Genomic DNA, 24,865 nt, shown 5'->3' with positions numbered 1-24,865 from the left:
TCATAGTTAGTCTAACAGTCCTTCACTTATTTTTGATGACAGGTGCTTTCCATTGTAGGCAGAAGTTTGACGCCTCCGCGAACACGCATTATCCATCATAGTCTAACTTAACGCATACTCACAGTGTTATATAAAAAACTGTATAAAAGCCTTTATATTTTGCATTTCACGCCGTTATAGTCACATACAATTTACAGATAAATTATCCAAAAACCATTGGGGGTTGAATCATGGCTTGCCGCAGAGTGAAAGGGCTATGTTCGGTCGTCCATATTCTTGGTCGCCTGTGTCTGATGCTAGGCATAGGTTTTAGCGGAGCAATGCTACAGGCAGAAGAAATTTTGCCAGGCGAGTTCCCACCATCAAATGCATTGGCACTCACCACACAAGAGCGTGATTGGCTGCAGCAGCACCCACGCCTCAAGGTCGCAGTGAAAAGTGGCTGGATGCCCGTAGAGTTTCAGCTGGAAAATCACAACCATGCCGGTGTCTCCATCCAGTATCTGGAGCAGATCAGCCAGCTCACCGGTTTAACATTTGTTATTGTCAACGATCATGACAACCTCACCCCGGCTGACGCGCCGCTCATGACAGGGATACGTGGTCAAAATCCGCCAGCCGGCTTTCAATTGCTCAAACAACCCTATCTGGTCACAGTCAATGCCATTTATATGGCCGCTAATCACCCTCTGGCACATCATGAAATCAGCCTGCGTGATCTCACAGACAAAACGGTTGCCGTATTCAAGGGCGGCCCCGTCGCACAAAAACTTAAAAATGAAGTCCCCACGATCAAAATCAAACTGATTGATATCGCGGATGAGGCGTTTGATGATTTGCAGTCGGGCTATGTCGATGCCTACGTTGGCAATGAGCTGGTCCTGGACTATCACATCGACTTGCATAAAATCCAGAACATCAAGAAAGTAGGCATCACCGCTATCACCAGTGACGTCTGGATGGGGGTAGACGCAAATCTGCCAACATTGGTCAGCATACTCAATAAAGCGACACAACAGATTGGCACCAATCCGCCCGAGATTATGAATACCTGGAAAGCCTCGCCTGCGCCAGAGCGGACACAATACCTGATTGCGGTCCCGGGAGTGCTTGCCTTGCTTTTGTTTCTGCAACTGCTAAAAGTCTACCGCAGCAGCAAAAAACAGGCTGTGGCCGCACAGCAGGAGATTTGGTTCCAGGCTAATCACGACTTTCTCACCAAGCTCCCTAACCGCTTTCAGTTAAAAAATGAAATTGACCAGGCCATGCAACAGGCCCGCGAATCCAAGCAGTCCCTAGGGGTCATCATTATTGATCTCGATAACTTTAAGCAGATTAACGATACGGCTGGGCATGCTTTTGGCGACGAAGTGCTGATCAAGGTCGCCGCACGCATACAATGCATGATACAACCGCCCAGCCTCACCGCCCGCTTTGGCGGAGATGAGTTTTTGATGATGCTGCCAGGCATTGATCAAGCAGGTCTACAGGCTCTGTGTGAACAACTATTGCAAGTAATGTCGCCACTCTTCGAGGTTCAATCCAAAACAGTAAGCGTGTCTATGAGTATAGGGGCGGCGCTTTTTCCCGACCATGGTCAAGATGCCGACGAGCTGATTATGTTTGCCGACCAGGCGCTGTATCAGGCCAAGAAGTCAGGAAAACATCAATGTGTGCTGTTCAATCAGGCCATTTATGAAGAGTTTGCACGCAAAATGCAACTGATCGAGGCGCTTAAAGAGGCCATTCCCCAACAGCAACTGTCACTGCATTATCAGCCCATCTTTCGCTTGAGTAATCTGCAGTGTGAAAAACTGGAGGCCTTGTTACGATGGCAACATCCGCAACTTGGCATGATCCCGCCAGACGTGTTTATCCCCATTGCAGAAGAACATAATTTTATTATTGCGCTTGGCGAATGGGTGTTTGCACAAATCATTCAAGACCTGCAACAGATCCAGCAACAGTTTGGCAAGGTAGAAATCTGCATTAATATTTCGTCCCTGCAATTTGCACACCCTGCCAGCCTGGAGCAATTTCTCGTCACCCTCAAAGCACAACATATTCCCGGAGAACAGTTCTGTTTTGAAATCACCGAACGGCTATTGCTGGACTCCTCAGTCAATACAATGGCGATGCTCAGCAATCTGCATCATGCAGGGATTAAACTGGCGATTGACGACTTTGGGACGGGCTATTCCTCGCTCGCCTATCTGCATAAATTCATGATTGATTATGTCAAAATCGACAAATCCTTCATCAGCAGCCTGACAGAAAATGAAAAAAATCAGGCCTTATGCAAAACGATGATTTATATGGGCAATCAGCTCAATATCAAACTGATTGCCGAGGGCGTAGAAACACAGGATCAAGAAACCCTGCTCAAGCAGATGGGCTGTCACTACTCACAAGGTTACTTAAGAGCAAAACCGCATCCACTGATTGCTGTAAAAGAATCGCTCATTCAGCAAGATTGAATCGCATCAGATCGTTAGACCACCCTTACTGAATGGCACTGAGCCGATCAATCTCGAGGTTGTTTTCTATGGTATGACATTGCAACACTTCAGCATCGCCCTTCACCAGCGTCAGCTTCTCTACCGTATTGATATTGCTGGCAAACTTGCCATCCAGTTCGCCACATTTTTTTGTACGGTGGCTGGCAAAACTCAAATACTCTTTTTTTCTGCCCTCAAGCTGAACGGCTGGCACCGCGCTATCGTTCATATAGGCCGCATAGGCACTTCTGAGCCTGAGTTCGGATACACTCCAGATATTAAAAACAATCATTTTTTTGGAGCTGTCTTTTTGTAAATTCTCTTCACTTGTTGCTGCAGGCACCGGATTCGCTGCCACATGTGCATGGGGTGCTACAACTGTCGTTGAGGCTGGCTGCTCGGTGGCTGGCTCAGGCGATGCATTTTTTTTGTGAGCAATGGTATCCGTTTTTTTGCCCGATTTTTTCACCGGCATCTCCTCTGATTCAGGGGCTGGCGTCGTCTCAGACACAGCCTGTGTCAGCTCGCTGGTTACTTGTGCGCTCACCTCGGGGGCAGCCACGGCAGAGACCTGATTTTGAATACGCAGGGTTGCTGCGCTGCCCTCTTCGCGCTCCTCCCCCTTGATAATCAGGCCGAGCAAGATGACGATCAGCACACCTATCAATAGCACATTGATTTTACCAATCTGGATTTCGCCACGCTGAGTAGGCGCAAAATGATATGAGCAGTAGATCATGGTAGGCAAACCCTTATCCCCAAGGGTTGTGTTTGATGTTGAAGACAATGCATATTTCCACAAATTCGGTCAGGTATAGTTTTACGCCAATAGGATATGCAATCTCTAACAATGCCTTAAAAAGAAATAAATTTCAATCATTGCCATTATGTTTACACCCTTTTTCATACATTCTCACTAATGCGTAGCCAATCAAGGCAGCGCATTTAAGCCATCACACGTTTGACTGCACGAAAATGAACCGGCTGCACAGGCAAATGAGCCGTTGCAAGATAAGTGCGGGCAAGGGGTACCTCTTGCTGCAAGCGCGGCTCTGCAGACGACGCCATCTCTTCCTCGGCTTCCTCACGGAACAAGGCATCTCTCAAATGCGTATCCGCACCAGCCTCATTGATCATGGGCGCATTCGTGTAAGTCAACTTGCCATTGAATCCAACGAGTACTTGAGTATCAGCAGGCACGATCACTGTCGCTTCCACCGCCTTTGCATGCACTTTGACTGACGTTGAATCATCTACCGACAGAATCGTGAAGTACATTCCTATGCACATCACAATTAAGGCCGCAGAAACTGCGCCCATTGTAATGGCAAGTAGAGAGAGTGCACTTGTAAATGTACGCGGTGATGTTGTTTTTGGCATATTAACCTCCCCAATCACTGATGACTGTTTTCACACAGCCTCTATGATCCAATAATCAACCACCTGAACGAATACACATCAGGCTGAACCTCTTGTAGGAATTTTCGTACAAGACAGGACAAAACCAGGATCAGTGGTGACCTTGATTTAAAATGAGAAGATTTCAGCCATACAAAGTAAAAAAGCACCTCCGAAGAGATGCTTTTTTTGCATTGAGATCAATATGCGTTTAATCGAATGCAGGGTTTGGTTTACCCCGCTGCACATAACCGAGGTTACGTTCAGTGGTCCTAGTGGTAAATCAAGCCCTCAGTCGCATCATGCCGGGATAGCACCAAGTTGCCTATAGGAGTTTTTCCCGAATTGATTCATTAACAACCAACCCTCCCTATTTGGTGATGGCTAAAACCATACCGCTAGCATCTTTCGTTGCCAGGCAGCGCCAGTTAGTGATGATGCTCATGCTTGTTTTCTTTGCTACCGTCTTCGTGATGATGCTCATGTTCATTTGCATGGCCGTCACTCCCATGATGGTGCTCATGTTCATCCGCATGACCATCTTTGCCATGGTGATGCTCGTGCTCATCCGCATGGCCGTCCTTACCGTGGTGATGCTCATGCTCATCCGCGTGTCCGTCTTTACCATGGTGGTGCTCATGCTCGTCCACGTGCCCATCGCTCCATTTATCCGCAGCAATCACATTCGTTGTAGCTGTCAAATAGAAAAAACCCAGCACTAAAGCCGCAATGACTTGTTTAGGATTACCCATCGTTTACCTTTCAAAAAATCGGACTTTCATTCTAGTAAGCGCGTGATTTTTAATCAAATACTTCATGGATTAATCCGTGTTTGCAGCGGTAATGACGATTCAGTTAGAGGATTATCCGATCGATGCAAGTAAAGCAAACAAGCCCGATGGCTTATGTACGCCAGTGCACGGAGCATTCAACTGTCGTCTGGAATACTTGTATGCACCAGGTACTAAGTGCCTCGATTCATACAAGGAGAAACACATGGCACACACATTACATTTACCACAGGCAAAGAGTCATCGCCTGTTGTCCTGGGGCTTGGCCTCCGCATTTACAGCATTGTTGCTGCTCAGTGGTTGCGCCTCAACACCCAAACCGCCAACTTCTGCTTTGCAAGCCGCGGAGCAAGCAATCGCGAGTGCAGAAAGAGCAAGTGTTGCGGATTATGCTGCAGTCGAACTGAGTACAGCACGCGACAAACTCTCTGCAGCGCACAGCGCAGTACAAGAACAAAAAATGATTCTGGCACAACGCCTTGCCCAACAGGCACGCGCTGACGCTGAGTTGGCCTCCGCCCTAGCCGAAGTGGCAAAAGCCCGTGTGGTTAACGAGCAGATGCAAAAAGGGACTGACACATTAAAAATGGAAATGAAGCGCAAGACAGGAGATCAATAATGAAACCACAAATTTTTAACGCTAGAACACTCATATCCACCGCTGTGGCATCCATCTTGTTGGTGGCATGTACAGCCAGACAAATACAACCAGAAGCGGTCAACAATGCCCGCAGTAAATTGACCATGTTGCAATCTAATCAGCCTCTGGCAAGCCAGGCCCCCGTCGCGATCAAGGAGGCCGAAGTGGCAGTCCGTGCTGCCGAGGTATCTCAAGGCGACAAAGAACAAGTTGCGCACCTGATGTACATCGCAGAACGCAAGGTCGATACCGCACAAGCACTGGCCGAAAGTCGCCTGCTCGTTGAGCAACGCACGGCCTTGAGCCAGCAACGGGAAACTGCACGCCTCGACTCCCGGACAAAAGAAGTTGATATTGCACGCAGCAACGCTGATTCCGCGCGGATAGAAACATTAGCGGCGCAAAAGGAAGTTGAAAACGCGCGCAGCAATGCAGAATCCTCACGGCTAAAAACATTGGCTGCACAACAAGAGTCAGCGAATGCGCAACAGAAAGCCGCTGATTTGCAACGCCAGATTGCAGAACTCAACGCCAAGCCAACCGAACGTGGCCTCGTTGTAACGCTAGGCGACGTGTTGTTTGACACCGGCAAGGCTGAACTAAAAAGTGGTGCGACGACAAATTTAGCCAAACTTGCGACCTTCCTCAATCAGCATCAAAATCGTTCTGTGATGATCGAAGGCCACACAGACAATGTCGGCAATGCTGACTACAATCAAGCATTGTCACAGCGTCGCGCAGACTCGGTTAAGGGCTGGCTAATGAAACAGGGCATCCATTCAGATCGCCTCGTGACTGCTGGCAAGGGTGAAACCTCACCAGTCTCGGGCAATGATAGTGCATCTGGGCGCCAGTTAAACCGTCGTGTTGAAGTCATCATTGAAAATACAGGTGCTAATGTAGATGAAAAAACATAATGACTCTCAGCTGTACCGAATGCGCATCCTCTACGCATAGCACAATAAGAAAAGGGCTTAGGATTCAACCTAAGCCCTTGATTCTATTGATGGCCCCTCTATGAGTCGAACAGAGCACCAACGGATTATGAGTCCACATTGTTGTAGCACTATGCCTATCATTACGCAACAATACATATACTTAAATTACGTTATGCAACTAAATAGATGCGTCACCTAACTATAGTGTTGAACTTTTGTTGTACCTCTGTAAAGTCTGATATCAACCCTCGTAATATTTGAGATTAGGGGTGCCGTTAGCTATCCCACTTGAATGATGGGTTAGGCATGGTTTAGTTTTTAATCGCATTAGTAGGTGTCGATTGATTAATTGTTTTGATTTTCCAGTCGCTCTTCAATTTCATTTTCCATATAAACATTTGCGATGTGCAGCCTTTGTTTCTCATTCTTCTGTTTATTCTTCTTAATGATGTAAATTGAAACATCCAAATACAAAATCCAGCATCCAACAACAAATATCAACATACCAAAAAAATGATATCTACCAGATATGCTCGTATGAACGCCATAAAATTTGAAATAAAGCTCAGGGGAAAAATAAAAAAGACATGCTACAGAAGCCATGAATATAAAAGAGAAAGCGATGCCGGAAACAGACTCACCTCGCAATACCCAATACACTTCATTTTTATGTTTTTTCATGCTAACAGGTCAAATCCTAATTGTTCTATAAGGCATAACGTTTGAAGTAAGGGGCTTGTTTTAGCACGACCCGCTCATAAGGTTAATCTTAATACGGAAAATCTCCATTTGGTAAACCATCTCATGTGAATACGATTTTCACCATGATAATGCGTTATGCGCATCATTTCCCAGTACATTTACAAGAGACTTTTATGCTTAATGCATGAGCGAAATTATTTCTCGGTTGAACTTTTTGCGAGATGACAAAAAAACAAAGGGCTACGAATTAACGTAACCCTTTGATTTAAAGAGATTTTTGGTGGCCCCTCTGTGAGTCGAACACAGCACCAACGGATTATGAGTCCGCTGCTCTAACCAAGCATGAGCTAAGGGGCCGGAAAGCGTGGGATTATAAACTAATCCTGACCGTTTTCTAAGAAGCTGCGCAGGCGTTCCGAACGTGTCGGGTGACGTAATTTACGCAGGGCCTTAGCTTCAATCTGGCGGATACGTTCGCGGGTGACATCAAACTGTTTGCCGACTTCTTCCAGCGTGTGGTCGGTGTTCATTTCAATACCAAAGCGCATGCGTAGCACTTTGGCTTCACGTGGGGTCAGTGATTCCAGCACTTCACTGGTGGCATCACGCAGGCTGGCGTACACCGCTGCGTCCATTGGGGCCAGTGTGGTGTTGTCTTCAATAAAGTCGCCCAAGTGGCTGTCTTCGTCGTCACCAATTGGCGTTTCCATGGAGATCGGCTCTTTGCTGATTTTGAGGATTTTGCGGATTTTTTCTTCCGGCATATCCATTTTTTCAGCCAAGGTGGCAGGATCAGGCTCAAGACCAGTTTCTTGCAGGATCTGGCGGCTGATACGGTTCATCTTGTTAATGGTTTCGATCATGTGTACCGGGATACGGATGGTACGTGCCTGGTCAGCGATAGAACGGGTAATCGCCTGGCGAATCCACCATGTTGCATAGGTAGAGAATTTGTAACCACGGCGGTATTCAAACTTGTCCACGGCTTTCATCAGGCCGATGTTACCTTCCTGGATCAGATCGAGGAATTGCAGGCCACGGTTGGTGTACTTTTTAGCAATAGAAATCACCAGACGCAGGTTGGCCTCGATCATTTCGCGTTTGGCGCGACGGGCACGTGCTTCGCCGGTGGTCATTTGCTTGTTGATTTCACGCAACTCTTTAATTGGCAAGCCGACGCGGATTTGCAGGTTTTGCAACCGCTCTTGCTGGTCCAGAATAGAGTGTCTAAAACGCTCTAAACGCTCACCGTAGGCAGGCTTACCTGCCAGCTCGTCATCCAACCAGTTAAGGTTGATTTCGTTGCCAACAAAGCTCTTGATGAATTGCTGGCGTGGCATATTGGCTTTTTCTACGCAGAAATCCATGATTTTTCGTTCGTGCGTACGCACTTCTTCGACCATGTTACGCACTTGGTCGCACAGAGCTTCAACCTGTTTGGCAGAGAAGCGGAAAGCGGTCAGCTCGTCGAGCACTTGCTGATGCAAAGTCTTGTACTCGGCATCGTTGGTACCTTTAGCCTCGCGGATATTGTTCATTTTGGTATTGGCGGCACGAATCACGGCAAAGCGTGACAGGACCTCTTCTTTGAGTTTTGCCAAGGCCTCGGCCGAAAGCGCAGATGCTTTGGCATCGCTGTCTTCGTCCTCGTCTTCGTCTTCCTCGTCGGCGGCTTCCTCTTCTTCAGCATCCGCCACGGCCAAAGCGTCATCCAGACCGAGATCGCTGTCGATCAAACCATCGACCAGCTCATCCACGCTCATTTCGTCTTTTTCGACTTTGTCCACCATCTCCAGCAATTGGGCGATGGTGGTTGGACAGGCGGCAATCGCCTGCACCATATGCTTGAGGCCGTCCTCAATACGCTTGGCGATCTCAATCTCGCCTTCGCGGGTCAACAGGTCAACGGTACCCATTTCGCGCATATACATACGCACGGGGTCAGTTGTACGTCCAAACTCTGAATCGACCGTAGCCAATGCCTGCTCTGCTTCTTCAGCGGCATCTTCATCTGTCACGGCAGGAGGTGCATCAGACATCAGCAACACTTCGGCATCCGGCGCTTCTTCATACACCTGGATGCCCATGTCGTTGATCATGCCGATAATGCTCTCGATCTGCTCGGAGTCTTGTACATCATCCGGCAGGTGGTCATTAATTTCGGCGTAAGTCAGGTAACCGCGCTCTTTACCTAATACAATCAGGGTTTTGAGGCGTGTACGACGTGCCTCGGCATCCATTGCCTGGGTGGCGGGGTCTTTGTGTGTTTCGACTTCGTTGATTCCGAGTTCTTTGTCTAAACTTTTATCTGCTTTGGGTCTGGCCATGGCCGATTCCACCTCTAAAATGATTGATGCCGAGTGCTGGCAAACGCTGCAGGCACATCACTCGATTTAACATTACGGGAAACCCTCTATTTTACCAGATTTTTGCACGTTTTTTTAAGCATGCCCTCACGGTTTTTAGGGAATTACCGACTAGCGCTTGCTGGTTAATTGCCGCAAGGCTTCACGCTCTGCTTCAGACAACATTGAAAATGGCTTTTCAGTTAACTGCCCCAACAGGGAATTTTCACGTGCAGTGACCGCCATGTCTGATAATTGGGTACATGCCCCCTCAAATTCAAGCGTAAAGTCCAGGCTTTCATCCAACAAAGACAACTCGCGCTGCAATTGGTGTCGTAGCGACTCAGAAATATAGGGCGCAATCATCTGCAACAGCACCACAGGACGAGACTCAGGCTTGGCAATCGCGGCCTTCAACACCACGCGCAACATCTGCGCCTCATCACTCTCACCCGCCACCTGCTCGAGTAGCGCGGCCTGCGCCCATTGTGGCCGCATGAGCAACATCAACGCCAAACGCAGATGCAAAGATAACGGCGTACGCGAGCGTTGACGCACGGCTTTTTCCTTGGCTTTGGCGGTATTCGGCAATTTCAGCATGCGCTGCATTTCGCCTTGCGCCAGGCCGGTCATCTCGGCGACTTTTTTACGCAACAGCATGGCATAACGCGGCGCCTGAATTTGCTTGAGGATGGGCTCGGCATCATTCAAGAATTGCACTTTATCCTCTTGCGAGGCCAGCGGGTTATGCTCACTTAAATGCTGAATGATATATTGCGACAAGGGCATGGCCTGATTCATCTCGGCCTCAAAGGCTTCTTTGCCAAACTCGCGCACAAAGCTGTCGGGGTCATGCTCGGCAGGCAAGAATAAAAACCGCAACTTGAGGCCATCTTTGATGGCAGGCAAGGCATTCATCACCGCGCGCCAGGCCGCAGTCCGCCCGGCTTTATCGCCATCAAAACTGAAAACGATTTCATCGGTTTGCCGCATCAGCTTGGCAATATGAAAAGGCGTAGTTGCCGTGCCCAACGCCGCGACGGCATATTCAATGCCATACTGCGCCAGCGCCACCACATCCATATATCCTTCTACCACCAACACCCGCCCCGCATCGCGGATGGCGCGGCGCGCCATAAACAAGCCATACAACTCGTGCCCTTTTTGAAACACGGGCGTTTCCGGCGAGTTGTAATATTTGGGACTGTCTTCAGGGTTAATTACACGCCCCCCAAAGCCGATGACTTCCCCTTTTTGGTTATGGATAGGGAACATGATGCGGTCACGGAAACGATCGTAGCGACGACCCTGCTCGTTTTGCACCACCAGCCCGGCAGTTTCCAGCGGCTCGGCATCATATTGCGGAAAAACGGTTTGCAAATTTTGCCACCCGGCTGGCGCATAGCCAATCTGGAATTTTGCCGCGACCTGCCCGCTTAAGCCGCGTGCTTTCAGATAATCAATCGCCCGCGGTGATTTTTTTAACTCGGCTTTGTAATAATTGGCGGCCTGCTGCAAGGTCTCTTGCAAACTGAGTAGCACGGCTTTAGATGTTGGTGCAGGCTGGTTGGGATCACGCTGCTCCTGCGGCACGATCATGCCAACTTGCTTGGCGAGATCATGCACGGCCTCGACAAAGCTCAAGCCGTTATATTCCATCAAAAAACTCAAGGCCGAACCATGCGCGCCACAGCCAAAGCAATGGTAAAACTGCTTGGTCGGACTCACGGTAAAACTGGGGGATTTTTCGTTATGAAACGGGCAACAGGCTGAATAATTGGCCCCGGCTTTTTTCAGCGGAACAGACTTGTCGATGACATCGACAATATCTACGCGATTAAGCAGTTCTTGAATAAAACTTTCCGGGATCATAAATGCAAGTATCGCTGATGCGGGTCAAAAAAACAAAGGGCGCAAATGCGCCCCTGACTCAATGCCTGCAAAAACACACTACCCCAAGGCCACCTTGATCAAGCCAGACACTTTCGCCATATCTGCCTTACCGGCGACCAATGGTTTCACTGCACCCACCACTTTACCCATATCCTTGGCACCCGCTGCACCCGTTTCAGCAATCACTTTGGCGATCACCGCATTGATTTCTTCTTCGCTCAACTGGGCAGGCAAATAAGCCTGCAACACGGTGACTTCAAATTTTTCCTGATCAGCCAAATCCATGCGGTTAGCGCCTTCAAATGCAGCAATCGAATCACGACGCTGCTTGAGCATTTTCTCAATGGCGGCAATCACGGCATCATCGTCCAACTCAATACGCTCATCCACCTCGCGCTGCTTGATGGCGGCTTGCAACAAACGAATCACGCCCAGCTTGGGCATGTCTTTCGCCCGCATCGCGGTTTTCATGTCTTCAGAGATTTGTGCTTTCAGGCTCATAGCGGGGATTATTCTCAATTAAAGAAGGACGTTAAAGCGTATGCTTTAAAAACAGCTAAAGGTTGCGGAAATCCACAACCTTCGCATATTTGTTTTTTCAAACCGGGTAGCCAAGTGATAGCTTACCCGATCTGCACATCTACTTAAAAAATTAGTAGAGTTTGGTAGGCAACTGCTGGTTGCGCAGACGACGGTACTGACGCTTCACCGCGGCAGCTGCTTTACGCTTACGCTCCCAAGTTGGCTTCTCGTAGAACTCGCGAGCACGCAAGTCGTTCAACAAACCGGTTTTCTCAATCAAACGCTTGAAACGGCGCATTGCAACGTCAAACGGTTCGTTCTCTTTCACACGAATAGCGGTCATGTAATTCCCTATCCTTCAAATATTTGGTTAGACAATGGTGCTTGCGGATTGATGCAGCACTGAAAACCGCGTATTCTATCGCGCTTATTTGGATTTATCAATCCTTTCTGCAAAAAAACGTATGCGAGACTTATCTTAGATGTTGGTATTGGGTATCGAGTCTTCTTGTGACGAAACCGGAGTGGCATTATATGACACGCGCCGTGGGTTGCTGGTGCACGCCTTGCACTCGCAAATCGACATGCATGCAGCCTATGGCGGCGTCGTGCCGGAACTGGCCTCCCGTGACCATATCCGCCGCGCACTCCCACTCACGCAGCAAGTTCTGGCGCAAGCCGATAAAACCCTGCAAGACCTCGAAGGCATCGCTTACACGCAAGGCCCCGGCCTGGCGGGTGCCTTGCTGGTGGGCACCAGCATTGCGCAATCGCTGGCCATGGCCCTCAATGTCCCGTCTGTGGGAGTGCATCACCTGGAAGGCCATTTACTGGCACCCATGCTCGAAGAAAACCCACCCGCCTTCCCGTTTGTCGCCTTGCTGGTCTCGGGCGGACATAGCCAACTCATGCGCGTGGATGGCATTGGCCAATATGAACTATTAGGCGACACGCTGGACGATGCGGCTGGCGAAGCCTTTGATAAAACGGCGAAACTATTGGGCCTGGGCTATCCTGGCGGCCCAGCGGTGTCTAAACTGGCCGATCAGGGCAAGCCACAGTTTCAACTGCCGCGCCCCATGCTCAACAGCCCGGATTTAAACTTCAGCTTTAGCGGCCTGAAAACGGCCGTGTTGACGCTGGTGAACAACCAGCCCGAATTGAATGAAGAAACAATTAAAGATATTGCCTGGGAATTTCAAGAATCCGTCACCGAGATTCTGGTGCACAAATGCCTGAAGGCACTCAAACAGACCAAACTCAAACGACTGGTAGTATCTGGCGGCGTAGGCGCCAACAAACGCCTGCGTACCCGGCTCAATGAAGCCGCCGCCAAACGTGGTATCAGCGTCAATTATCCACGCCTTGAGTTCTGCACCGATAACGGCGCCATGATTGCCTTTGCCGGTGCGATGCGCCTGCACGCCATGCAGCCAGGCAAGCAGGATTACAGCTTTAGCATCCGGCCGCGCTGGGATTTGGCTGAGCTCAAAGCCCCTCAGTGATTGCCTGCTAAAGGGCGTTGCTGGGCTGTATTTCTACCGCCGATAAAATCTAAAAAAGATTCTCAAAACGATCTACCCAGTTTTTATATCTGGGTTTATCGGCAGTTAGCTATTTCTTTCCAAAACGGCTTTCAGTCCCAGCCAACAGTTTTTCAATATTCGATTGATGGCGAATAATCAAAAACGCGGACATCACCACGACCACCGCCACATACACCGGGTAAGGTGACAGGAACTGCCAGGCAATCAACGGTGCCAATACGGCAGCGACAAGCGCAGATAACGAAGAAATGCGGCTAATTAAAAACACCGTCAGCCAGACAGCCACCACACTTAACGCCAGCCAGCCAGAAAAGGCAATCATCACGCCCAATGCCGTCGCCACGCCTTTACCACCCTTGAATTTATGATAAATCGGGTACAAGTGGCCAATAAACACGGCCAACCCCACCAGTGCCACCACATCCATCAACATACCAGCCTGCAGCGCCAACCAAGTGGGCAACCAGCCTTTAAAGGCATCGCCCAGCAAGGTCAAAATCGCAGCGGATTTTTTACCGCTACGCGCCACATTGGTCGCGCCGATATTGCCACTGCCCACCGTGCGTGGATCAGGCAAGCGGTACAATTTGCTGATGATGATGCCAAAAGCAATCGAGCCTATCAGGTAAGCCGCAGCGATCCACACCAATGCTTCAATATCAAAACCAATTTCGTTCATGCGCTTAATTCCACTGAAATGCAGCCGCTTAGCCAGCCACTGCACGATGTTGTATGATGCCGAATCATACTGGATTCCAGCCTGCGCGGAAATAAAAGGACACAGATTCATGGACACAATTTTTCTCGAACAAGTCAAAGTGCAAACCAAACTGGGCGTGCCAGAATGGGAGCGTACCGTGCCGCAAACTGTGATTCTGGATATTGAAATCGGCTACGACTTTAGTAAAGCCTGCCTGAGTGACGCGATTGAAGACACGATTGATTATGGTCAGATAGTCGCCCGCATTCGCGAAACATTAGCCGAGCACAGTTTCAAACTGGTTGAGGCCTTGGGTGAACATGTCTGCCAGCTGATTTTGCAGGAATTTAAGGCGCAGAGTGTGAAATTGAAAGTGAGCAAACCAGGGATATTGCCGGGATTGAAGGCACTAGGCATCCAATTATCGCGTCAGCAATAATATCTAAAGGCATATATGTCAACTTTTTTCTCTAACGATTCTCACAAAATAATATTCAACAACTTAAGAAAAAAACTAGCCAACTATGACTTAGATGGCAAGGAATATTTAAGAGATGATCTTCTGTATATACTTGAATTGATTAAAAACCATGATGTGTTTTGGGACGATATCTGTGAATTCAATATAACTCACATTGGCTCTCAACTTATGAGTCAGATTGATAATCTCTTTCATCAAGATCAACAAAAAGAAATTGAATTGAATATTCAGAGTATTTATGTAATGTTTTATAGATTTCTCTGTGAGGCAAACTTCAAAAAAACAAGTAATGCGCAAATAGCCATTAATGTAAATAACTTGATTACAAATATTGATGACCACATTGAGTTATTTAGCATGCAATTAAGAAGTCAAATTATATATGCACGAACAATGATGCCTGCCGCCATCTTGAGTGATTTACTACATCATGAAAATCTAATTGAAGTTAAAGACTTCAACAAAAAGATTCGAGAGATTACTCAGCTAAAGACTAATTGGGACAATGAAATATCTCAGAAAAAACAAGAAGTTGATAACCTAAAGCAATCTCTTGATCATTACAAAACCGCTTTTAACTTTGTTGGTTTATATCAGGGCTTTGAAAATCTCTATTTATCTAAGAGTAAAGAGCTTAGTTGGGCACGCTGGATTCTAGCAACACTTGGAGCAGCCTCAATAATGCCCGTTCTAATTGAGATATTTCTCCTTATGTTTAGAAGTAAGGAGCTCTTTGAATACAAAGAACTACTTTTATACGCTATTTTTCCCACTTTAACTTTGCAATTGATATTGATATATTTTTTTAGAGTTTCTTTATTTAATTTCAAGTCAATAAAAGCTCAGCTACTTCAAATAGAACTCCGAAAGACCTTATGCCAATTTATTCAAAATTATTCTGATTTCGCGAAAAACATGAAGTCAAATGATTCTGTTTCTTTAGAAAAATTCGAAAGTCTCATTTTTAGCGGCTTAATTACCAACGAAGAAAATTTACCATCAACTTTTGACGGTATAGAGCAAATTAGTAAGGTTTTACAGTCATTCAAAACTACGAATCATTAGCTCTAGATCGACTCTTGAACACTACCCCCTCGGGTGATGCACCCTATGCAACTGCTGCAAACGCTCCCTCGCCACATGCGTATAAATCTGCGTCGTCGAAATATCCGCATGCCCCAACAGCATCTGCACTACGCGTAAATCCGCGCCATGATTGAGCAAATGCGTGGCAAACGCATGCCGTAACACATGCGGGCTGATATGCTGTGCAATCCCCGCCTGCAAGGCATACCGCTGGATAATGTGCCAAAAGGCATGCCGCGTCATGGCATCGCCACGTGTGGTGACAAATACCGCGTCACTCAGACTGCCTTTTAAAATCTCCGCGCGGGCGCCTGCCAAGTAACGGTCTATCCACTCGGCCGCTTCCTGGCCCATGGGCACCAGGCGCGTTTTGCTGCCTTTACCGGTGACGCGCACCACGCCATCTTGCGTACTCACTTCGCTGATTTTGATATTTACCAGCTCTGAGACACGCAATCCGCTGGCATAGAGCAGCTCAAGCATGGCACGGTCTCGCATACCAAGCGGCACATTCACATCCGGGGCATTGAGCAAATCATCCACCTGCGACTCACTCAGCGTTTTTGGTAGTGACCTAGGCATTTTGGGCGCTTCGATATGCAAGGTGGGGTCTTGATGAATCAGATTGGCGGCCAGCGCGTACCGGTAAAAACGGCGCAAGGTGGCTATCAGACGGTTGATACTCCGCACCTTCACTTGCGGGAAACGATGGGCAAGATATGCCTGCACATCATGCGACTGCACCTCCCACAAAGTATGGGTGTGCTGCTTGCACCACTCGGCAAAACCTTTTAAATCATTGCGGTAGCTGGATAAGGTATTCGGCGACAAGCCATCTTCCAGCCAGAGCTGGTCGATAAAGGTATCGATTTCAGGAAATGCTGCCGCCTCGGTCGAAGAATGCGCTTTTTGCTGCATCGGCGTTTATTTGTGGCCTTGCTCATGGGCGAGCAGCCAGCGTTTAATCTCCAAACCACCGTCTATGCCTTGCATAAATCCGCCCAGCCCATGGCTGGCAACCACCCGGTGACAGGGATTAAACAAGGGCAAGGGATTGGCACCGCAGGCATTAGCCACGGCACGTGGCCCAGAGTCAACCGCTGCCGCCAACTGGCTATAAGTCCAGGTTTCACCGACAGGGATCGCACGCATGGCCTGCCAGACGCGTTGCTGAAAAGCCGTACCAATAGTGGATTGAATGGGTTGCCAGACCATATGCGGATTTTCAAGATAAGTGGCGACTTGATCGGCCACGGCTTGCGCACGCGGATTGGGGCTGGCTTTGACGGGCAATGCATGTAGCAAGAACTGCAGCCGCTCACCGGCCTCATCGCTACGCACACCAACAAAGCCAAAGGGCGCAGGCACCAATGCATCGAGTTCATCATCAAGACGGTTCATGCGCCTATTTAACTGTAATCTTGGCCCGGGTGCAACCAACTATCATTAGAATATGGCAATAAAAAAGCCCTTCAACTGAAGGGCTTTTTGCTGCAACGCTTGAATTAAGAGTTGTCTGCTGCGATGTCTTTTTCGCGCGCAACCAGCTTCTCTTTAATACGTGCAGATTTACCTGAACGCTCACGCAAGTAGTACAGTTTAGCGCGACGCACGTCACCACGGCGTTTCACTTCGATAGAAGCGATCAGTGGGGAGTAAGTCTGGAATGTACGCTCAACGCCTTCACCTGAAGAGATTTTACGCACGATGAAAGAGGAGTTCAGACCTCTGTTACGCTTGGCGATTACAACGCCTTCGTAAGCCTGCACCCGTTTACGGTTACCTTCAACCACGTTTACACCTACAACTACGGTGTCACCTGGCGCGAAGTCAGGGATAGCCTTGTTTAAACGAGCAATTTCTTCTTGCTCTAACATTTTGATAATGTCTGCCATGTCAGTTCCTTTTAATTGTAAAGTGACTCGTTCCTACTCGACGCCTTTTGATGCAACGTCTTTAAGTAGCCTAGCCTCTTCTTTCGTCAACGGCCTTTCAGCCAATAAATCCGGGCGTTTAGCCCTTGTTAGCAGCAGCGATTGTTGTAATCGCCATTGTCTAATCTTTTCATGGTGCCCGGACAACAATACGTCGGGCACCTTTAATCCTGCAAATTCTTCCGGGCGCGTGTAGTGCGGATAATCGAGCAGGCCATTCACAAATGAATCTTCCTGAGCCGAATCAGCATCGCCAAGTGCCCCAGGCAATTGGCGGATGATGGCATCCAGCAACACCATGGCAGGCAACTCACCGCCACTTAACACATAATCGCCGATGGAGAGTTCTTCATCCACCAAGGTATCCAGCACGCGCTGGTCTACGCCTTCATAGCGGCTGGCTAACAGCACCAGCCCCGGTAATGCTTTGAGCTGCATCACTTTTTCGTGTGTCAGCGGTTTGCCCCGTGGCGATAAGTGGATCACCCTGGGCGTTATTTCTTTCGCACTTAAGCGTGCTTTGGCTTCGCCTATGGCATGCGCCAACGGCTCCGCCAGCATCACCATGCCTGGTCCACCACCATATGGCCGGTCATCAACGGTGTGATGCACATCCTGCGTATATTGGCGCGGATTGGTCAGGGTTAACTGATACAAGCCACGCTGTCTGGCACGACTAGTAATCCCGTATTCCGTCAGTGCTGCAAACATCTCAGGAAACAAACTGATCACTTCAATCTGCATCATGAGCTGCGCTTTCTTTTAAAAATCGGCATCCCACTCCACAAGCACGGTACCCGCCTGGATATCCACCTCTGGCACAGCGTCACTGGTAAACGGGATCAAACGCTCGCGATACTCTTCGCGCAGTTTGCCATCCTTGCCTTTGACCTGTGTCGGCTGGTTTTCACGCACAACCAGGACATCGTTCGCGCCGGTTTCCAGCACTTGCGTAATCTTGCCGAAATCCATGCCTTCAGTATTGCTGACTTGCAAACCGATCAGATCAGACCAGTAATACTCGCCCTCTTCTGTCTCGGGCAAGGCCTCACGCGGTACAGCAATTTGCTGACCTTTGAGCGCAAAGGCGGCATCTCTATCGCCCACCCCTGACAACTTGATCAGCAACACATCGTTATGGATTTTGGCTTGCTCTACCGTGGTTTCACGCCAATTCGGCGCTTTACCGATCCACCAGGCTTCGTAGTCCAGCAGGCCATCCAGATACTCAGTATCAGGCACGACTTTTACCCAGCCATAAACGCCATATGGGGCGACAATGCGCCCCATCACAACCATGTTCTCAAACGCCATCTGTATTCAGGCGTTGAAACAATTACTCAGCAGCTGGCGCTTCAGCGGCAGCTGCTTGTGCGGCGGCAGCTTCTGCAGCAGCAGCGTCGGCTTCTGCTTTAGCCTTGGCAGCGGCTTCTGCAGCGGCAGCAGCAATGGCTTTCTCTTTGGCAGCTTCAGCTTTAGCAACTTCTTTCGCTTTCGCAGCAGCCATGCCTTCAACGCCTTTAGCGTGGAATTTAACCAGACGTGCTACGGTGTCGGACAGTTGTGCACCGTTCTCAACCCAGTATTGTGTACGTGCTTCATCGATACGCAGGCCTTCAGCGCCAGCGCGTGCAGATGGATTGTAGAAACCAACGCGCTCGATAAAACGACCGTCACGACGGTTGCGGGAATCTGCCACAACAACGCTGTAAAACGGGTTCTTTTTGGAGCCACCACGTGATAAACGAATAACGACCATAATCTTGTTCTCTTAAAAATGAATTTCTTTGCAGAAAGGCGCGGATTATACTTGATTTTTTAAAACAGTGGCAAGTCTTTTTCACTCACCTGACGATGCATTCCTGTACAGCGTCGGATCAGCCACGCCTGCTTGTATAAATCCTGCTTTGCGGAAGCGGCAGGAGTCACACACACCACACGCGGCGCCTTGACCATCGGCCTGATAACAAGAAACAGTTAAGCCATAATCCACGTCCAGCGCATGGCCGGTGCGGATGATGTCAGCCTTGGTCATATCGATCAACGGTGCATGCACGGTAATGGTTTGTCCCTCCACCGCAGCTTTAGTGGCCAGATTGGCCATTTGCTGGAAGGCTTTGACATATTCACCACGGCAATCAGGGTAGCCGGAATAATCCAGCGCATTGACGCCGATAAAAATATCCCGCGCCTGTAACACCTCGGCCCAGGCCAGGGACAAGGATAGCATAATCGTATTGCGTGCCGGCACGTAAGTGACAGGAATGCCCTGCGTCTCTTGCTCAGGGACGGCGATTGCATTGTCAGTCAGTGCCGAACCACCAAACAAGGACAAATCCAGCTGTACGGTTTTATGCTCGGCTGCCCCTAAGGCTGCCGCAACGCGTTGGGCGGCCTGCAGCTCAACATTATGGCGCTGATGATAATCCAGACTCAGGCAATAACAGTCGTAGCCTTGCGATTTGGCAATTGCCAATACCGTACTTGAGTCCAGGCCGCCCGATAATAAAATCACCGCCTTAGGGTTTGCTGCTGTCACGCTTATACTCCTTGTTTCTCGCCCCAGAGAATTTTATGTAATTGAAGCTGCATACGCACCTTGAGGTGATCTTGCAAAATCCAGCTGGCCAAAGTTTCGCCACTGACCTCATGAAAGCTGGGCGAAAATAACTGATCGCAATCGACCGGGAATGCCCGGGTCTGCAACATCAATTTGGCCCAGTCATAATCTTCCCGGCTGCAAATCACCCATTTCACTTCATCACCGGCTTTCAGCAAAGGCAAGTTTTCCCAGCGGTTTTTTTCTACTTCACCCGACCCAGGCGTTTTGATGTCCATAATGACTTTCACGCGTGAATCGACCTCGGCGATATCCATGGCACCACTCGTCTCCAAAGACACCTGATAGCCAGCATCGCCCAGCCTGGTCAGCAATTCGATACAGCCCTTTTGCGCCAGCGGCTCGCCGCCGGTCACGCAGACGTAACGGGTATCGTAGGCTGCAATCTGCTGCATGATGTCATCCAGCGTCATATTGCTGCCGCCTTTAAACGCATACTCCGTATCACAATAACCACAACGCAATGGGCAGCCGGTCAAGCGGATAAAAATCGTAGGCAGCCCGACACGTGAGCTCTCGCCCTGCAGGGAGTAAAAAATCTCGAAAATTTTGAGTGTGGTCATGGGGAAACTAAAAGTAAACGGGCAGATATTGCTATCTGCCCGCTATTATCGCTGAAATAAGGTCATTTCAATAACGAAAATCTGCTATTTGATCGTTTCGAGCACTTTCAAGCGTTTTTGCGCGCTAGGTGTCACTTCAGCCGATGGATAGGCCGCAATGAGATCCTTCAAGGTCTTTTTGGCGGCCGGAATCTGCCCCAACTGAATCTGACTATTCGCCAGATTCAACATGGCATTCGGTGCCAAAGGATGCGTCGCATAACTCTCCAGAAACTTCTGCTGTGTGGCAGCAGAAGATTTGTAGCTCTTCAGTGCAAACTGGGTATATCCCATGCCGTACATGGCATCTGGCACCAGCTTGCTATTAGAGTAAGTCTTCAGGAACGCATCATAGGCATTAAAGGCCTCTTTGTACTTGCCTGCCTGGTTGAGCGACTCTGCCTCGGCAAACGCGCTGGTTTCCTGCTGGGAAACATCAGCTTTTACATCGCCAGTCGTGCCACTCGCGCCTGCGACAGGTAAGCCTTGACCATTTGTCACTGATTGTGCCAAAGTTTCCAGCTTGCGCACACGCGTATCCAGATCGGTGTAAGACGCATTCTGCTTGGTACGCATATCCTCAAGCTGATGTGTCACCACTTCAAGATCACCCTTCAGTTGCGCCACATCCTGACGGAGCTGCTCCAGCTGATTCTGCATGTCCAGCAAACCCTTGCCGTTGATCAGCATTTCCAGACTTTGCACGCGTCTGTCCAGCGATTGCTGGGTGCGCGTCAGGTCTGTGATGGCTTTTTGCTGTGCATCATAATCTGCACCCTGCTTGGTTTCGAGCTCAAGAATACGCTTTCTGGCTTCAGTATCATCGAATAAAGCCGCCTGGCTGACGGTAGACACCGTCAAGCCAAGGGCCATCAATACCGCAGCGTATCGCAAATTACTGACCTGCATAAACGATGTCTACGCGGCGGTCTTGCTGGAAGCAACCGTCATCCGCGCAGTTTTGTTTCGCACGCTCTTCACCGTAGCTCACAGTTTCGATCTGGCTATCGCTCACGCCCAATACGTTCAGCGCATTTTTCACAGCCACGGAACGACGCTGACCCAATGCCAGGTTGTACTCGTGTGTGCCACGCTCGTCGGTGTTACCCTGCAGTACCACTTTAGTTTGTGGGTGGGCGATCAGGTATTTGGCGTGGTTAGCGATCAGGCTCTTGTACTCTTCACGAATCGCGTCGCTGTCGTAGTCAAAGAATACCTGACGCTTGGCCAATTCAGCGGCACTCAACTCGTCTTTGCTGGTATCCACATCAACGGTTTTGATATTGATTTTGTCTGTGTTTGCAGAGCCATCATTACCATTGCCGTTTTGTTTTGCCATTGGGCGAGTCACGCTGGAATCTTCAACCTTGGCTGGGTTCATCGGGGTGCTTTTACAAGCGGTTAGCACTAATGCCAGTGCTGCAATTGTCCAAATACTCTTGTTCATACTTTCTCCTTAAAAATGATTGACTGAATAAAATTAACCAAAAAGACGATAATTGTTACGACTACTTGGCTGAAGCTTGTGCAGGACCCCAGGCGGGCTCACGAATATCACCGCCGGCCTCAGACAGACGCTGCCTGACCAGGCCATCCACGGTCACTGTCGCCAAGGTACCTTTGCCGCCCACCCGGGTGGCATACATGATGGTACGTGCGTTCGGGGCAAAGCTCGGCGACTCATCTTGCGAACCATTGCTCAGCAGTTTGACATTGCCAGACGCCAACTCCTGAACGGCTACTTTAAAAGAACCGCCGTCATTGCGAATGTAGGTTAAATACTTGCCATCGGGGGAAAAGCGCGGGCTCACGTTATAGCCACCCTCAAAAGTCACGCGCGAAGGGGAGCCACCAGAAGCAGGCACCTTGTAAATCTGAGGGCGTCCGCCACGGTCTGAGCTGAAGTAAATAAACTGGCCATCAGGCGAGAACGCTGGCTCGGTATCAATCGCACTGCTTTTGGTGATTTGCTGCAAGTTGGAACCATCCGCAGCAATAGTATAAATCTGTGAGTTGGCGCCATAGGTCAACACCACCGCCAATTTGCTACCATCTGGCGACCAGGCCGGGGCACTGTTATTCCCTTTGAAGTTAGCCACCACCTTGCGCTCACCCGTATACAAGGACTGCACAAAGACAATTGGTTTCTTCTTCTCAAAAGAGACGTAAGCCATTTTGGTGCCATCTGGCGACCAGGCCGGTGAAATAATCGGCTCATTCGAAGACACCAGCGTTTGTGCATTGTAGCCATCGTAATCCGCAATTTGCAGCGTAAAGCGCTTACCTGTTTTGGTAACGTAAGCAATGCGCGTGGCAAAGGCGCCAGGCTGACCGGTAAACTTTTCATAAATCTGGTCGGCAATCATGTGCGCGACATGGCGGTATTGACTAGCAGAGACGGTATACGTCAGTTGCAGCAACGCCGTTTGCCGCAATACATCCATCACCTGCACCGATATCTTGAGATTGCCGTTGCCTGTTGACTGCACTTCACCCAGGCTCAAGCCTTGCGCCTTGAGCGCAGTCCAGTCGGTATATTTGATCTGAGAAGCATTGGTCGGCAACGCTGGCATACCACTGGTATTGATAATACGGAACATGCCACTGCTACGCAGGTCGTTACTGATGATCTCATGCAAACGGCTTTGTGCTTGCGGATTGTCTGTCTCGGCCATCGGTAGAATCGCGACTGGAATCTGAATGGCACTACCGCCACTGATCTCAAGCTCTAGTGCCGCATGGGCAGGGATAACCGACAGCAGCGCAACGAATCCGGCAAAAATCGCCGTGGCAAATGCGTGCATCAAACCTCGTGTGTGTGTTTTCATGGTGACAATATTATTCATCTGGTTTGCTTATATATCTGAATTATAACGAAAAGCCGCCTCATCGTCATTGCTTGCCTAGCCACGTGGCTTCAACTTCAAGCGAATCTGATCTACCATTTTTCTACGTGCCGCAGGATCATCCGGCAAATCGAAGGGCTTGGCCGCCAAAATGGCACGGATCACTGCATCATCACAAATCGCATCGCCCGACCCTCTCACCAGCTTGGGCATGCCGGAAATATCTCCCGAATTCATCATCTGGATATCCACCAGCAACTCGGGGTTAGAGACGGGGCACAAGCCCGGGTTCACATTGCTACGGATTTTGCGGCTCATCAAGCCCATGTAATAACTGAGCACAGAAGGATCAACCGCTGCAGCCGCCGCCGACTGCTGTGCGTCCAGTTCTTGCTGACGCATCGCATCCTGGATTTTTTTCAGCTTTTCCTCTTCCTCTTGTTTACGCAAGGCTTCCTGAATTTTTTTCAGTTTTTCTTCCTGCTTTTTCTGCTCAAGTTCCTTCTTTTTCTCTTCGTCTAGCAGGCGCTTCTTCTCTTCCTCCTGCTTTTTGAGTGCAATTTCCGCCTCTTGTTCCGCTTGCTTGACTTGAGGCGCAGGCTCAGGCTTGGGTTGCGGTTTAGGTTCTGGCTCAGGCGGCTTGGGCGGCGGTGTCGGTTCTGGTTTGGGTTCAGGCGGTGGTGGCGTCGGTTCTACCGGCTTTTCCACTGGCTTGGCAGGCTGTTTACTAGGCAAGCTATCCCACAAGGTCGCCTCCATCACACTGGGGGTCACGTGGACCGCTTTCCAGTCAACCATAAAGATCATGCCCAAGCACAGTAACACGTGCATGAGCACGGATAAGATCGCCGCCCGTTTGCGTATCGCCTGATCTTGTGGGGAGTAAGTGACTTTCATGCGTTTTAAGCAACCTGCCCGTTATTTCTCATTCTGAAACAGCAAACCAACTTGATTCACCTGCGCCTGTTTGAGCAAATCCATGACGGACACCACTTCACCATAAGGCGTGTTTTTATCTGCAGACACCACCACCGGCTTTTGTGTCTCAGACAGGCGCTGACGAATCAAAGCCAGCATATCGTCACGCTGCATTTCTTTGCCTTCCATCATCACAGTGCCTTCTTTTTGCACGGTGATCACAATCGGGTCACCACTCTGCTTGAGCGCCTGCCCGACTTTGGGCAACTCCACCATACCGGGATTGGTCATGGGCGCGGTCACCATAAAAATCACCAGCAACACCAGCGTGACGTCGATATAGGGGACGACGTTAATCTGGTTCATCATGCGACGTTTACGCGTTCTGCTCATCGCGGCTCCTA

Annotated in this window: 28 protein-coding genes and 1 tRNA gene; 6 read left to right on the top strand and 23 right to left on the bottom strand. The window is 49.3% G+C overall.

Annotation, left to right across the window (positions count from 1 at the left end; all coding sequences use genetic code 11):
• Positions 1-230: 230 nt before the first annotated feature.
• Entirely contained in the window at positions 231-2,477 is a 2,247-nt protein-coding gene (locus tag ACT53D_RS12285; RefSeq protein WP_476156450.1) for an EAL domain-containing protein, read from the top strand.
• 25 nt (positions 2,478-2,502) lie between these two features.
• On the opposite strand, the gene ACT53D_RS12280 is transcribed toward ACT53D_RS12285, so the two are convergent.
• The 3 genes from ACT53D_RS12280 to ACT53D_RS12270 all read right to left on the bottom strand — a co-directional run bounded on the left by ACT53D_RS12280 (position 2,503) and on the right by ACT53D_RS12270 (position 4,648).
• Positions 2,503-3,237, bottom strand: coding sequence for a hypothetical protein (locus tag ACT53D_RS12280; protein WP_476156448.1), 735 nt, complete (start codon positions 3,235-3,237; stop codon positions 2,503-2,505).
• 206 nt (positions 3,238-3,443) lie between these two features.
• A complete protein-coding gene (locus ACT53D_RS12275; protein ID WP_476156446.1) occupies positions 3,444-3,878 on the bottom strand; it encodes a hypothetical protein in 435 nt (144 codons plus the stop codon).
• 446 nt (positions 3,879-4,324) lie between these two features.
• Positions 4,325-4,648, bottom strand: a complete 324-nt coding sequence (locus ACT53D_RS12270; RefSeq protein ID WP_275356520.1) for a hypothetical protein — start codon at positions 4,646-4,648, stop codon at positions 4,325-4,327.
• 91 nt (positions 4,649-4,739) lie between these two features.
• Here ACT53D_RS12270 and ACT53D_RS12265 point away from each other — a divergent pair, with 91 nt between their 5' ends.
• Entirely contained in the window at positions 4,740-5,306 is a 567-nt protein-coding gene (locus ACT53D_RS12265; protein WP_228518890.1) for a DUF4398 domain-containing protein, read from the top strand.
• A complete protein-coding gene (locus ACT53D_RS12260) occupies positions 5,306-6,244 on the top strand; it encodes an OmpA family protein (protein ID WP_379073409.1) in 939 nt (312 codons plus the stop codon). Before ACT53D_RS12265 ends, ACT53D_RS12260 begins: the two co-directional genes overlap by 1 nt.
• Before the next feature lie 366 nt (positions 6,245-6,610).
• Here ACT53D_RS12260 and ACT53D_RS12255 read toward each other — a convergent pair whose 3' ends face one another.
• From ACT53D_RS12255 to rpsU, 6 genes are all read right to left on the bottom strand, one after another.
• The gene (locus ACT53D_RS12255) at positions 6,611-6,946 is read right to left on the bottom strand and encodes a hypothetical protein (protein ID WP_476156443.1); all 336 of its coding nucleotides are present in this window, start codon (positions 6,944-6,946) and stop codon (positions 6,611-6,613) included.
• 299 nt (positions 6,947-7,245) lie between these two features.
• Positions 7,246-7,324, bottom strand: a tRNA-Ile gene (locus ACT53D_RS12250).
• Between the two features lie 20 nt (positions 7,325-7,344).
• Entirely contained in the window at positions 7,345-9,294 is a 1,950-nt protein-coding gene (gene rpoD, locus ACT53D_RS12245; protein ID WP_194749144.1) for an RNA polymerase sigma factor RpoD, read from the bottom strand.
• Positions 9,295-9,444: 150 nt separating this feature from the next.
• Positions 9,445-11,184, bottom strand: coding sequence for a DNA primase (gene dnaG / locus ACT53D_RS12240; protein WP_313986364.1), 1,740 nt, complete (start codon positions 11,182-11,184; stop codon positions 9,445-9,447).
• Between the two features lie 78 nt (positions 11,185-11,262).
• Complete coding sequence (locus ACT53D_RS12235) at positions 11,263-11,706, bottom strand: GatB/YqeY domain-containing protein (RefSeq protein ID WP_194749142.1); 444 nt, start codon at positions 11,704-11,706, stop codon at positions 11,263-11,265.
• A 151-nt stretch (positions 11,707-11,857) separates the two neighbouring features.
• Positions 11,858-12,070, bottom strand: coding sequence for a 30S ribosomal protein S21 (gene rpsU / locus ACT53D_RS12230; RefSeq protein ID WP_018987466.1), 213 nt, complete (start codon positions 12,068-12,070; stop codon positions 11,858-11,860).
• A gap of 139 nt (positions 12,071-12,209) precedes the next feature.
• Between rpsU and tsaD the strand changes: the two genes are divergently transcribed.
• Positions 12,210-13,232 carry a tRNA (adenosine(37)-N6)-threonylcarbamoyltransferase complex transferase subunit TsaD gene (tsaD, locus tag ACT53D_RS12225; protein ID WP_476156441.1) on the top strand — a complete coding sequence of 341 codons (1,023 nt, stop codon included), beginning with the start codon at positions 12,210-12,212 and terminating at the stop codon, positions 13,230-13,232.
• 109 nt (positions 13,233-13,341) lie between these two features.
• Here the strand turns inward: tsaD and plsY are convergent, their stop codons facing one another.
• Positions 13,342-13,953, bottom strand: coding sequence for a glycerol-3-phosphate 1-O-acyltransferase PlsY (gene plsY / locus ACT53D_RS12220; RefSeq protein ID WP_476156439.1), 612 nt, complete (start codon positions 13,951-13,953; stop codon positions 13,342-13,344).
• Between the two features lie 109 nt (positions 13,954-14,062).
• Here plsY and folB point away from each other — a divergent pair, with 109 nt between their 5' ends.
• Positions 14,063-14,413, top strand: coding sequence for a dihydroneopterin aldolase (gene folB, locus ACT53D_RS12215; RefSeq protein ID WP_476156437.1), 351 nt, complete (start codon positions 14,063-14,065; stop codon positions 14,411-14,413).
• Between the two features lie 15 nt (positions 14,414-14,428).
• Positions 14,429-15,520 (top strand): hypothetical protein, encoded by a 1,092-nt coding sequence (locus ACT53D_RS12210; protein WP_379073405.1) that lies wholly within the window; start codon positions 14,429-14,431, stop codon positions 15,518-15,520.
• Positions 15,521-15,541: 21 nt separating this feature from the next.
• Here ACT53D_RS12210 and xerD read toward each other — a convergent pair whose 3' ends face one another.
• From xerD to ACT53D_RS12145, 13 genes are all read right to left on the bottom strand, one after another.
• Positions 15,542-16,459, bottom strand: coding sequence for a site-specific tyrosine recombinase XerD (xerD, locus tag ACT53D_RS12205; RefSeq protein ID WP_476156435.1), 918 nt, complete (start codon positions 16,457-16,459; stop codon positions 15,542-15,544).
• A 6-nt stretch (positions 16,460-16,465) separates the two neighbouring features.
• Positions 16,466-16,942, bottom strand: a complete 477-nt coding sequence (locus ACT53D_RS12200; RefSeq protein ID WP_476156433.1) for a methylated-DNA--[protein]-cysteine S-methyltransferase — start codon at positions 16,940-16,942, stop codon at positions 16,466-16,468.
• Between the two features lie 104 nt (positions 16,943-17,046).
• Positions 17,047-17,436 carry a 50S ribosomal protein L19 gene (gene rplS / locus ACT53D_RS12195; RefSeq protein WP_194749841.1) on the bottom strand — a complete coding sequence of 130 codons (390 nt, stop codon included), beginning with the start codon at positions 17,434-17,436 and terminating at the stop codon, positions 17,047-17,049.
• Positions 17,437-17,469: 33 nt separating this feature from the next.
• Complete coding sequence (trmD, locus tag ACT53D_RS12190; RefSeq protein ID WP_275356797.1) at positions 17,470-18,219, bottom strand: tRNA (guanosine(37)-N1)-methyltransferase TrmD; 750 nt, start codon at positions 18,217-18,219, stop codon at positions 17,470-17,472.
• A gap of 18 nt (positions 18,220-18,237) precedes the next feature.
• Positions 18,238-18,774, bottom strand: a complete 537-nt coding sequence (gene rimM / locus ACT53D_RS12185; RefSeq protein ID WP_476156431.1) for a ribosome maturation factor RimM — start codon at positions 18,772-18,774, stop codon at positions 18,238-18,240.
• 37 nt (positions 18,775-18,811) lie between these two features.
• A complete protein-coding gene (gene rpsP / locus ACT53D_RS12180; RefSeq protein ID WP_194749838.1) occupies positions 18,812-19,234 on the bottom strand; it encodes a 30S ribosomal protein S16 in 423 nt (140 codons plus the stop codon).
• 81 nt (positions 19,235-19,315) lie between these two features.
• On the bottom strand, positions 19,316-20,014 hold the full coding sequence (queC, locus tag ACT53D_RS12175) for a 7-cyano-7-deazaguanine synthase QueC (protein WP_476156430.1): 699 nt from the start codon (positions 20,012-20,014) through the stop codon (positions 19,316-19,318).
• Between the two features lie 2 nt (positions 20,015-20,016).
• Positions 20,017-20,658 carry a 7-carboxy-7-deazaguanine synthase QueE gene (gene queE, locus ACT53D_RS12170; RefSeq protein WP_275356506.1) on the bottom strand — a complete coding sequence of 214 codons (642 nt, stop codon included), beginning with the start codon at positions 20,656-20,658 and terminating at the stop codon, positions 20,017-20,019.
• Between the two features lie 84 nt (positions 20,659-20,742).
• The gene (locus ACT53D_RS12165; protein ID WP_194749835.1) at positions 20,743-21,606 is read right to left on the bottom strand and encodes a YbgF trimerization domain-containing protein; all 864 of its coding nucleotides are present in this window, start codon (positions 21,604-21,606) and stop codon (positions 20,743-20,745) included.
• Positions 21,593-22,144: a peptidoglycan-associated lipoprotein Pal gene (gene pal / locus ACT53D_RS12160; protein ID WP_194749834.1), complete on the bottom strand. Its 552-nt coding sequence runs from the start codon at positions 22,142-22,144 to the stop codon at positions 21,593-21,595. The genes ACT53D_RS12165 and pal overlap by 14 nt, the downstream gene beginning before the upstream one ends.
• Before the next feature lie 61 nt (positions 22,145-22,205).
• Complete coding sequence (gene tolB, locus ACT53D_RS12155; RefSeq protein ID WP_476156797.1) at positions 22,206-23,501, bottom strand: Tol-Pal system beta propeller repeat protein TolB; 1,296 nt, start codon at positions 23,499-23,501, stop codon at positions 22,206-22,208.
• 99 nt (positions 23,502-23,600) lie between these two features.
• Positions 23,601-24,440: a cell envelope integrity protein TolA gene (tolA, locus tag ACT53D_RS12150; protein ID WP_194749832.1), complete on the bottom strand. Its 840-nt coding sequence runs from the start codon at positions 24,438-24,440 to the stop codon at positions 23,601-23,603.
• A gap of 21 nt (positions 24,441-24,461) precedes the next feature.
• On the bottom strand, positions 24,462-24,854 hold the full coding sequence (locus tag ACT53D_RS12145; RefSeq protein WP_194749831.1) for an ExbD/TolR family protein: 393 nt from the start codon (positions 24,852-24,854) through the stop codon (positions 24,462-24,464).
• Between the last annotated feature and the right edge of the window lie 11 nt (positions 24,855-24,865).

The organism is Methylophilus sp. DMC16 (genome assembly GCF_056314045.1).
Note: the sequence above shows the minus strand (reverse complement) of the source record. Positions and strands in the feature narration are given on the sequence as shown.